Annotated in this window: 12 protein-coding genes; 8 read left to right on the top strand and 4 right to left on the bottom strand. The window is 73.3% G+C overall.

Translation table 11 applies throughout. The features are described 5' to 3' along the window. Window positions 1-408: 408 nt before the first annotated feature. A complete protein-coding gene (metH, locus tag ACYU96_RS12900) occupies window positions 409-4,035 on the bottom strand; it encodes a methionine synthase (RefSeq protein ID WP_460754641.1) in 3,627 nt (1,208 codons plus the stop codon). A 126-nt stretch (window positions 4,036-4,161) separates the two neighbouring features. Then, window positions 4,162-4,827, bottom strand: a complete 666-nt coding sequence (locus ACYU96_RS12895) for a helix-turn-helix transcriptional regulator (protein ID WP_460753877.1) — start codon at window positions 4,825-4,827, stop codon at window positions 4,162-4,164. 97 nt (window positions 4,828-4,924) lie between these two features. On the opposite strand from ACYU96_RS12895, the gene ACYU96_RS12890 reads away from it, so the two are divergent. The 3 genes from ACYU96_RS12890 (at window position 4,925) to ACYU96_RS12880 (ending at window position 7,601) form a co-directional block, all read left to right on the top strand. Next, window positions 4,925-5,860 (top strand): oxidoreductase, encoded by a 936-nt coding sequence (locus tag ACYU96_RS12890; RefSeq protein WP_460753875.1) that lies wholly within the window; start codon window positions 4,925-4,927, stop codon window positions 5,858-5,860. A gap of 168 nt (window positions 5,861-6,028) precedes the next feature. Next, a complete protein-coding gene (locus tag ACYU96_RS12885) occupies window positions 6,029-7,243 on the top strand; it encodes a GNAT family N-acetyltransferase (protein ID WP_460753872.1) in 1,215 nt (404 codons plus the stop codon). 52 nt (window positions 7,244-7,295) lie between these two features. Further along, the gene (locus ACYU96_RS12880) at window positions 7,296-7,601 is read left to right on the top strand and encodes an ATP-binding protein (protein WP_460753869.1); all 306 of its coding nucleotides are present in this window, start codon (window positions 7,296-7,298) and stop codon (window positions 7,599-7,601) included. A gap of 38 nt (window positions 7,602-7,639) precedes the next feature. On the opposite strand, the gene fgd is transcribed toward ACYU96_RS12880, so the two are convergent. Next, window positions 7,640-8,641 carry a glucose-6-phosphate dehydrogenase (coenzyme-F420) gene (gene fgd / locus ACYU96_RS12875; protein ID WP_460753866.1) on the bottom strand — a complete coding sequence of 334 codons (1,002 nt, stop codon included), beginning with the start codon at window positions 8,639-8,641 and terminating at the stop codon, window positions 7,640-7,642. 161 nt (window positions 8,642-8,802) lie between these two features. Here fgd and ACYU96_RS12870 point away from each other — a divergent pair, with 161 nt between their 5' ends. From ACYU96_RS12870 to ACYU96_RS12850, 5 genes are read left to right on the top strand one after another with little or no spacing between them, the layout of a single operon-like run. Next, window positions 8,803-10,302, top strand: a complete 1,500-nt coding sequence (locus ACYU96_RS12870; protein ID WP_460753864.1) for an arylsulfatase — start codon at window positions 8,803-8,805, stop codon at window positions 10,300-10,302. Next, entirely contained in the window at window positions 10,299-11,318 is a 1,020-nt protein-coding gene (locus ACYU96_RS12865) for a formylglycine-generating enzyme family protein (RefSeq protein ID WP_460753861.1), read from the top strand. Before ACYU96_RS12870 ends, ACYU96_RS12865 begins: the two co-directional genes overlap by 4 nt. Beyond that, entirely contained in the window at window positions 11,315-12,370 is a 1,056-nt protein-coding gene (locus ACYU96_RS12860; RefSeq protein ID WP_460753859.1) for a haloacid dehalogenase-like hydrolase, read from the top strand. Before ACYU96_RS12865 ends, ACYU96_RS12860 begins: the two co-directional genes overlap by 4 nt. 39 nt (window positions 12,371-12,409) lie before the next feature. Continuing rightward, the gene (locus ACYU96_RS12855; protein WP_460753856.1) at window positions 12,410-13,099 is read left to right on the top strand and encodes an HAD hydrolase-like protein; all 690 of its coding nucleotides are present in this window, start codon (window positions 12,410-12,412) and stop codon (window positions 13,097-13,099) included. Continuing rightward, on the top strand, window positions 13,096-13,629 hold the full coding sequence (locus ACYU96_RS12850; protein WP_460753853.1) for a GNAT family N-acetyltransferase: 534 nt from the start codon (window positions 13,096-13,098) through the stop codon (window positions 13,627-13,629). Before ACYU96_RS12855 ends, ACYU96_RS12850 begins: the two co-directional genes overlap by 4 nt. 112 nt (window positions 13,630-13,741) lie before the next feature. Here ACYU96_RS12850 and ACYU96_RS12845 read toward each other — a convergent pair whose 3' ends face one another. Further along, window positions 13,742-14,170: a GNAT family N-acetyltransferase gene (locus ACYU96_RS12845; RefSeq protein WP_460753850.1), complete on the bottom strand. Its 429-nt coding sequence runs from the start codon at window positions 14,168-14,170 to the stop codon at window positions 13,742-13,744. Window positions 14,171-14,217: the final 47 nt, after the last annotated feature.

Here is a 14,217-nt window from a genome sequence, read left to right as displayed (position 1 = left end):
CCCGTGTGCGCGTGGGGTAGCTGTCGTTCATGAGGCGGACTCTCTCGCCTGCCTCTGCCGACGACGCTGAAGACTCATCCGGTCCGGACGCTGGGCGCGGAGCCCACGCGAACGAGCGGCTCTTAACTCGGCGTCTTTCGGGCTGTGCCGCGCGGCAGGCGTCATGAAGCCCCAGGTGAGGAACCCATTAGCGCCACGCCCACCCGGTATCTGCGCAGGTCAGAGCCTCGATGCGTGCCACGCTCCGAATCTCGATCCCGAAGCTCCGAATCCTGACACGAATGCGACACGGATTGGTACGCTGAGGTACGCCCAGCGACGCCTGGGTAAGGGAGTCCTGGCGATCCGTCCGGGGCTCTGACCAGCCAGAACGGGTTCCACCAGGTCGGACGCCGACGCCCCCGGAAGTCACACCGAGAAGTACTTGCACTCCGGATGATGAAACACGAGCGCATCCGTGCTCTGCTCCGGATGCAGCTGCAGCTCATCACTGAGCTCCACCCCCACCCGCTCGGCCCGCAGCAGCTCCATGATCTTGTGCCGGTCCTCCATCTCCGGGCACGCCGGGTATCCGAGCGACATCCGCGCCCCGCGGTACTCCAGCTTGAACATCCCCTCCACGTCACTCGGCTCCTCGTCGGCGAACCCGAGCTCGCCGCGCACCCGCGCGTGCCAGAACTCCGCCAGCGCCTCGGTGAGCTGGACCGACAGGCCGTGCAGCTCCATGTACTCGCGGTAGTGGCTCCCCTCGAACAGCTTCGCGGTGTGCGCGGCCACGGAGTCGCCCACGGTGACGAGCTGCACGGGCAGCACGTCGTACTTCCCGGTCTCTTCGACCCAGGAGCGCGGCTTGATGAAGTCCGCCAGGCACAGGTGCCGGTCGCGGCGCTGCCGGGGGAAGGTGAACCGCAGCCGTTCGGTGCCCGGCTCGCCGCCGGACCCGCCGTCGGGCGCCGTCAGTCCGGCCAGACCGGGCCCGTGGTGCGCGACGACGACGTCGTCCCCATCCGACCACACCGGGAAGTACCCGTAGACCACGGTCGGGTCCAGGATCGACTCCGTGCGGATCCGGTCCAGCCACTCCTTCAACCGCGGCCGGCCCTCGGTCTCGACGAGCTCCTCGTACGACGCCGAGGACGTGGCCGGCGCCAGGTCCGCCGTCGTCCCGCCCGCGCCGCCCGGACCGTTCGCGCCGCCTGAGCCGCGCCCCGGCTTCAGCCCCCACTGCCCCATGAACGTGGCGCGCTCGTCGAGGAACGCCGCGTAGTCCGCGAGCTGCAGCCCCTTGACGATCCGTGTCCCCCAGAACGGCGGCTCCGGCACGGGATTGTCCGTCGCGACGTCGGACCGCTCCGGCAGGTCCTCCACCGCCGTCTCGGTCACCTTGACCACGTTGTGCCGCCGCGTCCGCAGCGCCGGCAGCCCGACCTCGTCCACCGACGCCCCGCGTGCCACCTTGACCAGCGGCTCCATGAGCCGCAGCCCTTCGAACGCGTCGCGGGCGTACCGCACCGTCCCGTCGAACATACCGGCGAGGTCGTCCTCGACGTACGTCCGCGTGAGCGCCGCCCCGCCCAGCAGGATCGGCCACCGCTTCGCCATCCCGCGCGAGGACAGCTCCTCCAGGTTCTCCTTCATCACCACGGTCGACTTCACCAGCAGGCCGGACATGCCGATCACGTCGGCGCCGTGCTCCTCGGCGGCCTCGATCATCGCGGAGATCGGCTGCTTGATGCCGATGTTCACCACCGTGTAGCCGTTGTTGGTGAGGATGATGTCCACCAGGTTCTTGCCGATGTCGTGCACGTCGCCGCGCACGGTCGCCAGCACGATCGTGCCCTTGGACCCGGACTCGCCCTCGACCCGTTCCATGTGCGGCTCCAGCAGCGCCACGGCGGTCTTCATCACCTCCGCGCTCTGCAGGACGAACGGGAGCTGCATCTCGCCCTTGCCGAACAGCTCGCCCACCACCTTCATGCCTTCCAGCAGGTGGTCGTTGACGATGTCCAGCGCCTTCATCCCATCTCCGAGGGCCTGCTCGACGTCGTCGTCCAGACCCTTGCGGTTGCCGTCGATGATGCGGCGGGCCAGCCGCTCACCCACGGGGAGGGCGGCGAGCTCCGCGGCGCGCGCGTCGCGCATGGCGGCGGTGTCGACGCCCTCGAACAGCTCCAGCAGGCGGGCCAGCGGGTCGTAGGTCAGCTCGCCGGCGTCGTCGTACGTGCGCCGGTCCCACACCAGGTCCAGCGCCACCTGACGCTGCTCGTCCGGGATGGAGGCCAGCGGCAGGATCTTCGCCGCGTGCACGATCGCGCTGTCCAGGCCGGCCTCGGTGGCCTCGTGCAGGAACACCGAGTTGAGCACCGTGCGCGCGGCCGGATTCAGCCCGAACGACACGTTCGACACGCCCAGCGTGGTGTGCAGGCCGGGGTAGCGGCGGGTGATCTCGCGGATCGCCTCGATCGTCTCGATCGCGTCGCGGCGGGTCTCCTCCTGCCCGGTCGCGACGGGGAAGGTGAGGCAGTCCACGATGATGTCGTCGACGCGCAGGCCCCAGTCCTTCGTGAGGGTCTCGACGAGGCGGGTCGCGATCGCTACCTTGCCGTCGGCCGTCCGTGCCTGCCCCTCCTCGTCGATCGTGAGCGCGACGACGGCGGCCCCGTGCTCCGCCACCGCCGGCATGATGCGGCCGAAGCGCGACGACGGGCCGTCCCCGTCCTCGAAGTTCACCGAGTTCACGACGCCGCGCCCGCCGAGCAGCTCCAGCCCGGCGCGGATCACCTCGGGCTCCGTCGAGTCGATGACCAGCGGCAGCGTCGACGCGCTCGCCAGGCGCGAGACCACCTCGCGCACGTCGTCGACCCCGTCGCGCCCGACGTAGTCGACGCACACGTCCAGCAGGTGCGCGCCGTCGCGGGTCTGGGCGCGGGCGATGTCCACGACGTCGTCCCAGCGGGACTCCAGCATCGCGGTCCGGAACGCCTTGGAGCCGTTCGCGTTGGTGCGCTCTCCGATGGCCAGGAAGGAGGCGTCCTGGTGCAGGTCGGTGTGCGAGTAGAGGGAGGCGACGCCGTTCTCCCGCTCCGGCCGGCGGTCCGGCAGGGCGTTGCCGCGCACGACGTCGACCACCTGGCGCAGGTGCTCCGGCGTCGTGCCGCAGCAGCCGCCCACCAGGCCCAGCCCGAACTCGCGGGTGAACTGTTCGTGCGCGGCGGCCAGCTCGTCGGGCGTGAGGGGGTACGACGCGCCGTTCGCCCCGAGCACCGGCAGCCCCGCGTTCGGCTGGCACATGACCGGCATCTCCGCGTGGCGGGCCAGGTGGCGCAGGTGCTCGCTCATCTGGTCCGGGCCGGTGGCGCAGTTCAGGCCGATCGCGTCCACGCCGACCGCCTGGAGGGTGGTCAGGGCCGCGCCGATCTCGGAGCCCATGAGCATCGTGCCCGTGGTCTCCACCGTGACCGACGCGAGGATCGGGACGCTCCGGCCGACGTCGGCCATCCCTTGCCGCGAGCCCGAGACCGCCGCCTTCGTCTGGAGCAGGTCCTGGCTCGTCTCCACGAGGATCGCGTCCGCGCCGCCCTCGATGAGGCCCGCCGCCTGCTCGGCGAACGTGTCGCGCAGGTGCGCGTAGGTGGTGTGGCCCAGGCTGGGCAGCTTCGTGCCCGGGCCCATCGAGCCCAGCACCCAGCGCGGACGGTCGGGCGTCGTGTGGGCGTCGGCGCTCGCGCGGGCCAGGGCCGCGCCCTCGCGGGCCAGCTCGCGGATGCGGTCGTCGATGCCGTAGTCCGACAGGTTGGACCAGTTGGCGCCGAACGTGTTGCTCTCGATCGCGTCCACGCCCACCTCGAGGAAGGCGTCGTGGATACCCGAGATCAGGTCCGGGCGGGTGACCGTGAGGATCTCGTTGCAGCCCTCCATGTCCTGGTAGTCCGCCAGGGTGGGGTTGGCCTGCTGGATCATGGTGCCCATCGCGCCGTCGGCCACGACCACGCGGGTACGCATCGCGTCGAGCAGGGCGGCGGCCCGCTCGGGCATGGGCGGTGCCGGGGAGATGGAGGGAGAGGTCACGCTTCGCAGCGTAGCCCGCGCCGCTCCACGGGGGGCGGGGTCGCTCGCGGTCTGGGACCGCAGCGTCCGACCGGGTCCGGACGTGCGCCCGTCCTAGACCAGCCCGAGCTCGCGGGCCCGGACGCCCGCCTGGAAGCGGGACCCGGCGCCCAGGGCGGCCATGAGCTCGGCGACGCGGCGGCGGTAGGTGCGCACGCTCAGGCCGAGCTCCCGGGCGGCGGTCTCGTCCTTGACGCCCTGGCCGAGCAGGTCCAGCACCTGGGGTGCGAGCAGGCGGACCTCGGCCACCTCGGTGTCGTGCACCGCCAGGTCGGTGGCCGACTGCCAGGCGGCCTCGAACAGCGAGCTCACCGCCTGCACCGTCTCCCGGCGGGTGATGATGCTGTAGGTGCGCTCACCCGTCCTCTGGTCGCCGGCCAGGATCGCGACGCGGCCGTCGAGGATGATCGTCTCGTTCAGCTCCTGGGTGGTGACGCGGACGTCCACGCCGGAATGCTCGTTGACCGCTGCCAGGCGCCCGGCCCATGCGGGCTCGAGGAGCATGCCGGTGCGGAACATCTTCCGGGCGCGGGCGTCGTGGCTGGGCTGGCGCGGGACCGCCGCGGTGCCCGGGCCGGCGTGCAGCCCCCAGCTCGCGAGCCGGTTCGCCGCGCAGGTGATCTCGCTGGCGGCCGCGAACAGGTGCGCCGTGCGGCGGAACACCTCTTCCTCGCCGCGCACGACGGTGACCGTGTCGGTGGTCGGGGTACGGGTCGGCATGGTGTCCACTCTCCTCTCGCCCGGGGTGGCCCTGCCGGTCGTGGCAACAAGCTGCCAGCCGGAGAGATTCCGTCGGGCCGCGTTCCAGGCTGAGGTCATGACCATCGAGCACCCCGCCCGCACCACACCCGCACCCACCGCCGAGGCCGCCGGCACCTGGCGGCTCGGCGACCGCACCGTCAACCGGATCGGCTTCGGCGCGATGCGCCTGACCGGCATGCCGTGGGACCCCGCGCCCCGCGACCGGGACACGTCCGTCACGGTCCTGCGCCGCGCCGTCGAGCTCGGCGTCAACCACATCGACACCGCCGCCTTCTACTTCCTGCCCACGCGCTCGGCCAACGAGCTGATCTCCACCGCCCTGTACCCCTACCCGGACGAGCTCGTGCTCGCCACGAAGGTCGGCCCGTCCCGAGACGGCCACGGCGAGTTCGCGCCCTACGCCCGGCCGGACCAGCTGCGCACCCAGGTGGAGCAGAACCTCCGCGAGCTCGGCGCCGACCACCTCGACGTCGTGAACCTGCGCTGGGGCTCGGGGCTCGGCAAGGAGTCCGGGTCCGTGGCCGAGCACCTGGGCGCCCTGGTCGAGCTGCGCGAGGCGGGCCTCCTGCGGAACGTGGGCATCTCCAACGTCTCCGCGGAGCAGCTCACGGAGGCCCTGGAGGTCACGCCCGTCGTCGCCGTGCAGAACCGGTACGGCCTGACCGAGCGCGCGGACGACGACCTGGTCGCCCTGACCCGCGAGCACGGTGTCGCCTTCGTCCCGTTCTTCGCCATGGGCGCAGGGGTCCCCGGTGCCTTCCCCGGCGAGCCGGACGCGACGGGCACGGCAGCGATCGCCACGGTCGCCGAGGCGCACGACGCGACGCCCACGCAGGTCCGCCTCGCCTGGACGCTGCACCGCGGCGAGCACGTGCTGGCCATCCCCGGCACGGGGAACGTCGCCCACCTGGAGGAGAACGTCGCGGCCGGCGCCATCCGGCTGTCGGACGAGGAGGTCGCGCTGCTCGACGGCGTCACCGCCGCCGCCTGACGGCGTCACCGCCGCCGCCTGACGGCGGCGGCCGGCGGCGCTCCGGGCAGAGTCCGCCCGTGCCGCCGGCGGCCGGGCCGGCCGCGGAGCCGCGGGGCCTCCGGCGGGGCCGCCGTACCGGACCAAATTCCGGTGACCGGCCCCGCCGGCCCGTCTACCGTGGAGAGCATGAGCGCTGCCGACGCCTTCGTGCCCGAAGCCCCCCGCCCCGCCGTGCCCTCGGAGACCGTCGCGCAGCGGGCCGCCGCGCCCGGGGCGCTGCCCCGGATCACGGCCGGCGGGCTGACCTGGCGTGGCGCCCGCCGCGAGGACGCGGCCGCGATCCGCGGGCTCCTGAACGACATCGCCGTGGCCGACGGCGCGTCCTTCCGCTGGTCGCTCGCCGAGATCGAGGAGGACCTCGCCGCGCCGCACCGCGACCTCGACGCGGACTTCCTCCTCGGGTTCGAGGCTGCGGGGGACCACGGCGTTCCGGACGAGGACGACGACGGTGGCCGGGTACGGGACGCCTCCGGCGGCGTCCTCCGCGCCTGCGCGGAGGTCGACGTCCCGCCCGGCGACACGACGGAGGCCCGTGTCCACCTCTCCGGCGGGGTCCATCCGCAACGACGGGGCGAGGGGATCGGGCGCGAGCTGATGGCCTGGCAGCTGGCGCGCGGGCGGCAGAAGCTGGCGGCGTGCCCGCTCGCGGACGTGCGCGTCCCGGCGTCGTTCCGGGTGTTCTGGGAGGACGACGCGCCGGCGTCGACGTATCACTTCTACGAGCGGGCGGGGTTCGTGGTGATGCGGTACTACTCGTCGCTGCGCCGCGACCTGTCGGCGCCGGTCCCGTCGCCGGCCGCGCCGCCGTCGGGCAGCACGCTGCGGCTGCTCCCGTGGACGGCCGAGCTCGACGAGGCGACGCGCCTCGCGCGCAACGACGCCTTCCGCGACCACTGGGGCAGCCAGCCGACCACCCGGGAGCAGTGGACGGGTCAGCGCACGATGTTCGAGCCGCGGTGGACGCACGTGGTGGTCGACGACGAGCCCGACGTCCCGGCCCTGCTCGCGTCCCCGGACACCGACGAGGACACGGCGGCGGCGCTGCGCGCGGGAGAGGCGCTCGTCGTGGCGTACCAGATCGCGGCCAGGTACCCGGAGGACTTCGAGGTGCGCGGGTTCACGTTCGGGTACTCCGCGAACATCGGCGTGCGCCGCGCCTACCGGGGCCGCGGCCTGGCGCCGGCGGTCGTGACCGCCGCGATGCGCGCGATGGCCGACGACGGCATGGAGTACGCCGCGCTCGACGTCGACACCGCCAACCCCACGGGCGCCGTGGGCCTGTACGCGGCCCTCGGCTACGAGAAGGAGCTCGGCTCACGCATGGCGTGGATCGATCTGTAGCGCGGGGCCCGGCAGGTCCCGTACGCGATCCGCGACGACGGGGAGATCATCGGTGAGGATCTCCCAGACGATCTCGAAGTCGACGAAGTCGTACCACCCGGTGCCGTCGTCGTGCGTCGACTCGCTCGCCGAGCCGTTCGTGCGCGGCACCGGCCGCGCGCTGACCCGCGGGTCCGGGCACGGGCTCGGGCCGGCGATCGTGTCGGCCGCCGCGGCCCACGACGGTGCGCTGACGCTCCGCCCGAACGCCGAGGGCGGCGGCCTCACCGCCACCCTGGAGCTGCCGTCGGCCGAGCACGGCCGTGCGGGTGGGGGCGGAGGTCCGGGCGGCGCGCACCGGGTCCGGCAGGCGCCGTGACCTGACGCCTGAGGACGGGCGCGGGGACGCCCGCCGGTTCAGAGCCGCTTGAGCAGCGGGAGGACGTCCTCGCCGAACTGGGTCAGGAAGCGGCGCTGGTCGCCGCCCGGACCGTGCACCACGAGGTGGTTCAGGCCGGCGTCGACGTACGGCTGGATCATCGCGACCGCCTCCTCCGGCTCCGAGGCGACGATCCAGCGCTTGGCGATCTGCTCGATCGGCAGCTCGTCCGCGAGCTGCTCCATCTCCTGCGCCGACGTCACGCTGTGCTTCTGCTCCGGCGTGAGCGACAGTGGAGCCCAGAACCGGGTGTTCTCGCGCGCCGCGGCCGGGTCGCGGTCGTAGGAGATCTTCAGCTCCAGCACCTTGTCGATCCCGGCCGGGTCGCGCTCGGCCTTCGCCGCGCCCTCCGCGACGCCGGGCAGGAGCTTCTCCGTGTACAGCTCCATGCCCTTGCCGGACGTGCAGATGAACCCGTCGCCCGCGCGGCCCGCGTACCGGGCGACCATCGGGCCGCCCGCCGCGACGTACACCGGTACCGGGTTCTCGGGCCGGTCGTAGATCGTGGCGCCCACGAGCTGGTAGTAGTCGCCGTCGTGGTCCACGGACTCCTCGGTCCACAGGCGGCGCATCAGCGTGACCGCCTCGCGCAGCCGCGCGAACCGCTCCTTGAACTCGGGCCACTCGCGCCCGCTCACCGCGATCTCGTTGAGCGCCTCGCCCGAACCCACGCCGAGGATCACGCGGCCCTCCGTGAGCAGCGCGAGCGTGGCGAACGTCTGCGCGACCACCGCCGGGTTGTACCGGAAGGTGGGCGTCATCACGCTCGTGCCGAGCGTGATCCGCTCGGTCCGCTCACCGGCCGCACCGAGCCAGGCCAGGGCCGACGGGGCGTGGCCGCCCTTGGCGCGCCAGGGCAGGAAGTGGTCCGAGACCCATGCGCTGTCCAGGCCGGTCTCCTCGGCGAGCACCGTGAAGTCCACGAGGTCACGGGGCCCGAACTGTTCTGCAGATGCCTTGTAGCCGATCTTGAGAGTCACATCCGTGACTTTACGCCCCGACGGGGCGGGCTCACCCGTTCTGGGGGAAGCCCGTCTCCGCTCGTCCTGCCGACCATGGAGCACGGACGTCGCGCCCGCGGCGGCGGGCGCCGCCCCGCGCCCGCCGCCGCGGGCGGCGACCTCGGACCGAAGGAGACATCGTGGCCGACCAGCCGAACATCCTCGTCATCTGGGGTGACGACATCGGGATCACCAACATCAGCGCCTACTCCGACGGCGTGATGGGATACCGCACGGAGAACATCGACCGGATCGCCACCGAGGGCGCGCGTTTCACCGACTACTACGGGGAGCAGAGCTGCACCGCGGGCCGTGCGGCGTTCATCACCGGGCAGAACCCGTACCGGACCGGTCTCACGAAGGTCGGTATGCCCGGCGCGGAGCTGGGGCTGCAGGCCGAGGACCCGACGATCGCGACGGCGCTGCGGGAGCAGGGCTACGCGACGGGCCAGTTCGGCAAGAACCACCTGGGGGACCGGGACGAGCACCTGCCGACCATGCACGGCTTCGACGAGTTCTTCGGCAACCTGTACCACCTCAACGCCGAGGAGGAGCCGGAGCTCGACGACTACCCGACGCCCGAGGACTTCCCCGGCTTCCGCCGGCGGTTCGGGCCCCGCGGCGTGCTGCACGCCTGGGCGAACGAGGACGGCACCCAGCGCGTCGAGGACACCGGCCCGCTGACCCGCGAGCGGATGCGGACGGTCGACGAGGAGTTCCGGGACGCGGCCCTCGGGTTCATGCGCGACAAGAGCGCCGACGACCAGCCGTTCTTCCTGTGGTTCAACTCGACGCACATGCACTTCCGCACCCACGGCAAGCCGGAGAGCAAGGGGCGGGCCGGTCGCTGGCAGTCCGAGTACCACGACACGATGCTCGACCACGACGAGATCGTGGGCAGCCTGCTCGACGAGCTGGACCGGCTCGGCGTCGCCGAGAACACGATCGTCATGTACTCCACGGACAACGGCCCGCACATGAACAGCTGGCCGGACGCCGGGATGACCCCGTTCCGCAACGAGAAGAACTCCAACTGGGAGGGCGCGTACCGCGTCCCGGCGATGGTGCGCTGGCCGGGCCGGATCCCCGCGGGAACGGTGCTGAACGGGATCGTCAGCCACGACGACTGGTTCGTGACGCTGCTGTCGGCGGCGGGTGAGCCCGCCGTCGCGGAGAAGCTGCGGGCGGGCACGGAGCTCGCCGGGAAGCGGTACAAGGTCCACCTGGACGGCTACGACCAGCTCGCCTACCTCACGGGCGCGGCCGGCGAGTCGCCGCGCCGGCACTTCTTCTACGTGTCCGACGACGGCGATCTCACCGCGCTGCGGTTCGACAACTGGAAGGTCGTCTTCCTCGAGCAGCGGGCACGGGGAACGCTCGACATCTGGATCGAGCCGTACACGGAGCTGCGCGCCCCGAAGATCTTCAACCTGCGCACGGACCCGTTCGAGCGGGCCGACATCACGTCCAACACGTACTTCGACTGGATGCTGGACCACGTCTGGCTGCTCGTGCCCGCCCAGGCGTACGTCGCCAAGATGCTCGCCACCCTGCTCGAGTTCCCCGCCCGCCAGACGCCGTCGTCCTTCAGCATCGACCAGGTGATGGCCAAGCTGGAGGCGGGGGTGCCGAGCGCATGACGACCCGGGTCGACGGCGTCGGCGGTCCGCGGGCCGACGGCGTCGTGGACGGCACCGTCCGGCTCGACGGCGGGCTGTTCACGATGGGCTCCGACGACCACTACCCGGAGGAGGGGCCCGCGCACCCCGTGCGGGTCGACGGGTTCCGGATCGACCGGCACGCGGTGACGAACGCGCAGTTCGACGTGTTCGTCACCACGACGGGCTACGTGACGGTGGCCGAGCGGCCGCTGGACCCGGCGCTCTTCCCGGGCGCGCCCGCCGAGCACCTCGTACCGGGGTCGATGGTGTTCACCCCGACACCCGGCCCCGTCGACCTGCGCCACCTCAGCCAGTGGTGGACCTGGGTCCCGGGCGCGTCGTGGCGTCGTCCCGAGGGGCCGGGGTCCGGCGTCGACGACCGCGGGGACCACCCCGTGGTCCAGGTGGCCCACGAGGACGCCGCGGCCTACGCCGCCTGGGCCGGCGCCGACCTGCCCACCGAGGCCCAGTGGGAGCACGCCGCCCGCGGAGGTCTCGACCAGGCAGCCTTCACCTGGGGCGACGAGCCCCGGCCCGACGGCGAGATCCTGGCGAACACCTGGGACGGGCCGGACTTCCCGTGGCGGTCCACCGGCGAGTCGGGCTGGCTGCGCACCGCGCCCGTCGGATCGTTCCCGCCGAACGGCTACGGCCTGTCCGACATGGCGGGCAACGTGTGGGAGTGGACCGGCGACTGGTGGACCGACCGGCACCCCGACGCCGCTCTCGAACCGTGCTGCGCACCGGTGAACCCGCGCGGCGGCGACGCCGGCACGAGCCGCGACCCGCGCCAGCCGCAGTTCGCCGTCCCGCGCAAGGTCATCAAGGGCGGGTCCTTCCTCTGCGCCGACACGTACTGCCTCCGCTACCGCCCCGCGGCCCGTCGCCCGCTGGCGGTCGACACCGGGATGAGCCACGTCGGCTTCCGCTGCGTCCGCAACGACACGCCCCCCACCCTCCCGCCGACCGCCACCCTCCTGGCACTGGCCCCATGACCCCCGCCACCCCGCCCCGCCCCGGGCCCCGCCGTGACCTCCGCCCCGGGGCCCGGGACCCCGACGTGGTCGACGACGGCCGCCGCGCCTCCGGGGAGGGCGTGACGGGCTCGCGCGGGGAAGCGCTCCCGTCGTGGCGGGCCGGGCCGACCCGGGACGCCCTGCTCGGCTTCCTCGCGGACGCGACGTCGATCCCGCCGGAGGACCGCGTCGCCTACTTCGACAACGACGGCACCCTGTGGTGCGAACGCCCGACGTACGTGCAGTACGAGTTCTACGCCGACGCCCTGCGGCGGCGGGTGCGGGACGCGCCGGAGCTCGCCGACGAGGCCGAGTTCCGGGCCGTCCTCGGAGGCGACGCCGGGGCGATCGGGGAGATCGGGCTCGAACGCGTGGCGCTGGCGCTCGCCGGCCTGTTCCAGGGGCTCGACCCGCGGGCGTTCACCCGCGAGGTCCGCACGTTCCTCCGCTCCGCCACCCACCCGACCCTCGACCGTCCCCTGGCCGCGGTCCGCTACGGCCCGATGCTCGAGCTCCTCGCGGCCCTGCGGGAGCGGGACTTCACCGTCGGCGTCGTGACAGGGGGTGGCACCGAGTTCGTCCGGTCGATCAGCCAGCAGCTGTACGGCGTGCCGCCCGAGCGGGTGGTCGGCACGATGATCGCCTACGAGGTGGGCGAGGACGCTCGCGGCCGCCCGGTCCCACGGCGCACGGCCCGGGTGCTCGGCGACGTCAACGAGGGCAGCGCCAAGGTCGCGAACATCCAGACCCAGCTCGGCAGGCCCCCGGTGCTCGCCGCCGGGAACTCGGCGGGGGACCGGGAGCTCCTCGAGTGGGCGGCCGCCGCGAAGGGGCCGCACCTCTCGCTGCTGCTGGACCACGACGACCCGGACCGCGAGTTCGCCTACGCCGGCGAGGCGCAGACCTTCGCGTCCGACGAGCCCGTCACGGTCACGGCGCGGCGCCTGGGCTGGACGGTCGTCAGCATGAAGGACGACTGGCACGCCGTGTTCGCCCCGGACGAGCGGACCGAGGCGTCTCCCGCGGACTGATCACCCGGCCGGCCGCCCACGGCCCGTACGCTCGGTGCCGTGACGATCCCCCTGCCCTCCGACCGCCCCACGCACGTGCTCCTCGATCTCGACGGCACCCTCATCGACTCCGCGCCCGGCATCGTGGCCTCCCTGCGCACCGCCTTCGCCGAGACGGGGCTCCCCGTGCCCGGCGACGCCGAGCTGCGCACGTTCGTCGGGCCGCCGCTCGGGCTCTCCCTCGCCCGGACCGGGCTCGCGGGCGAGCAGGCCGAGGCCGTCGTCGCCGTCTACCGGCGGGAGCTCGACGCCGGCGGCCTGCATGACAACAGCGTGTTCGACGGCGTCACCGACCTGCTCGCCGCGCTCCGCGACGCCGGCGTGTCCCTCGCCGTCGCCACCGCCAAGCCCCAGGTCCTGGCGCGCCCCGTGGTCGAGCGTCACGCCCTGGACGCGTACCTGACCGGCGGGATCGACGCCGTCTTCGGCCCCGCCCTGGAGGGCGCGGGACACCACACGGGCAAGGAGAAGGTCGTCGCCCGGGCGCTCGCGGAGTCCGGCGGGGACCAGGCCGGCGCCCGGGCCGTGATGGTCGGCGACCGCGAGCACGACGTGCACGCGGCCTCCGCGAACGGACTCCCGACCATCGGCGCCGCGTGGGGCTACGGCGCGCCGGGCGAGCTGGAGGAGGCGGGCGCGGGCGTCGTCGTCGGCTCCCCCGGAGCGCTGCGCGAGCTGCTCCTGCGATGAGCGCGAGCCGAGGGGCGTGGACGACGGCGCGGGAGCCCGTCACGTCCGCCGTCGCCGCCGCGCTGTTCCGCGACTACTACACCGAGGTCAGCGACCGGTGGTACCGGCGGGAGCACGGGCGCGACACCGATCCAGCGGAGCTGGAGCGCGAGATCGCGGCCGACGACGGCGACGGGCTCGCGGCGCCGTCGGGCGGGCTGCTTGTCGCGCGGTACGACGGCGACCCGGCCGGCATGGCCGGCGCGCGGCTCCGCGACACCACCACGGCGGAGCTCAAGCGCGTCTACGTGCGGCCGGCCTTCCGCGGCCGCGGGGGAGCGGCGCTCCTGGTCGGCGCGGCCGAGGACGCGGCGCGCGAGCTGGGGGCCAGTCGGATCGTGCTCGACACCCGCCACGACCTCGTCGAGGCCCGGGCCCTGTACGCCCGCCTCGGCTACGCGGAGATCGCCCCGTACAACGACGCCGCCTACGCGGAACGCTGGTTCGGCAAGGACCTGACGGCGCCCGGGGCCGGAGGCGCGGCAGGCTGACCTCACTTCCCGCGGACGGCGCGGACGGCGGCCTGCGGGGTGCGGGCGGTGGCACCGCACCGCTGACGCCTGCCTGCCGGTACCGCCCGGCCGGCGCGGGCCCGGCAGCCTGTCAGCCCGTGCCGCGCTGCATCCACTCGTGCGGGCTGGGTACCGTCGTCCAGCCGAGCTCCTCGTAGAGGGCGCGGCCCTCGTCCGAGGCCCGCAGGAGGACGCGCTTCAGGCCGATGGGGTCCAGGTCGGCGAGGATGCCCTCGACCAGGAGGCGGGCGAGGCCGCGGCGGCGGTGACCGGGGTCGACGACGACGTCGGCCAGCCAGGCGAAGGTGGCCTCGTCGGTGACCACGCGGGCATAGCCGACGAGCTCGCCCGACTCCTTCGCGTAGGCCCCGTAGTTGCGCGAGTTCGCGATCGCCGCGTCCTGCACCGCGCGGGGCCGGCCGGCGGCCCAGTAGGCGTGCTCCGCGAGCAGCGTGTGCACCCGTTCCGGGTCGATCCGGGCGGTGTCGGCGGAGAACTCGTACAGCTCGTCGGTCACCATGTGCCGCAGTCAATCACGTCACGATCGGGCCAGACGGACGGACGCCG

This window comes from Myceligenerans cantabricum (assembly GCF_054777735.1).
This window is presented reverse-complemented; position numbering and strand designations above follow the sequence as displayed.

Excerpts from the sequence above, each read along its gene's own strand:
- metH (WP_460754641.1), bottom strand. The coding sequence starts at position 4,035 with ATGCCCGAGCGGGCCGCCGCCCTGCTCGACGCGATGCGTACCCGCGTG.
- ACYU96_RS12895 (WP_460753877.1), bottom strand. The coding sequence starts at position 4,827 with ATGCCGACCCGTACCCCGACCACCGACACGGTCACCGTCGTGCGCGGC.
- ACYU96_RS12890 (WP_460753875.1), top strand. The coding sequence starts at position 4,925 with ATGACCATCGAGCACCCCGCCCGCACCACACCCGCACCCACCGCCGAG.
- ACYU96_RS12885 (WP_460753872.1), top strand. The coding sequence starts at position 6,029 with ATGAGCGCTGCCGACGCCTTCGTGCCCGAAGCCCCCCGCCCCGCCGTG.
- ACYU96_RS12865 (WP_460753861.1), top strand. The coding sequence starts at position 10,299 with ATGACGACCCGGGTCGACGGCGTCGGCGGTCCGCGGGCCGACGGCGTC.
- ACYU96_RS12860 (WP_460753859.1), top strand. The coding sequence starts at position 11,315 with ATGACCCCCGCCACCCCGCCCCGCCCCGGGCCCCGCCGTGACCTCCGC.
- ACYU96_RS12850 (WP_460753853.1), top strand. The coding sequence starts at position 13,096 with ATGAGCGCGAGCCGAGGGGCGTGGACGACGGCGCGGGAGCCCGTCACG.
- ACYU96_RS12845 (WP_460753850.1), bottom strand. The coding sequence starts at position 14,170 with ATGGTGACCGACGAGCTGTACGAGTTCTCCGCCGACACCGCCCGGATC.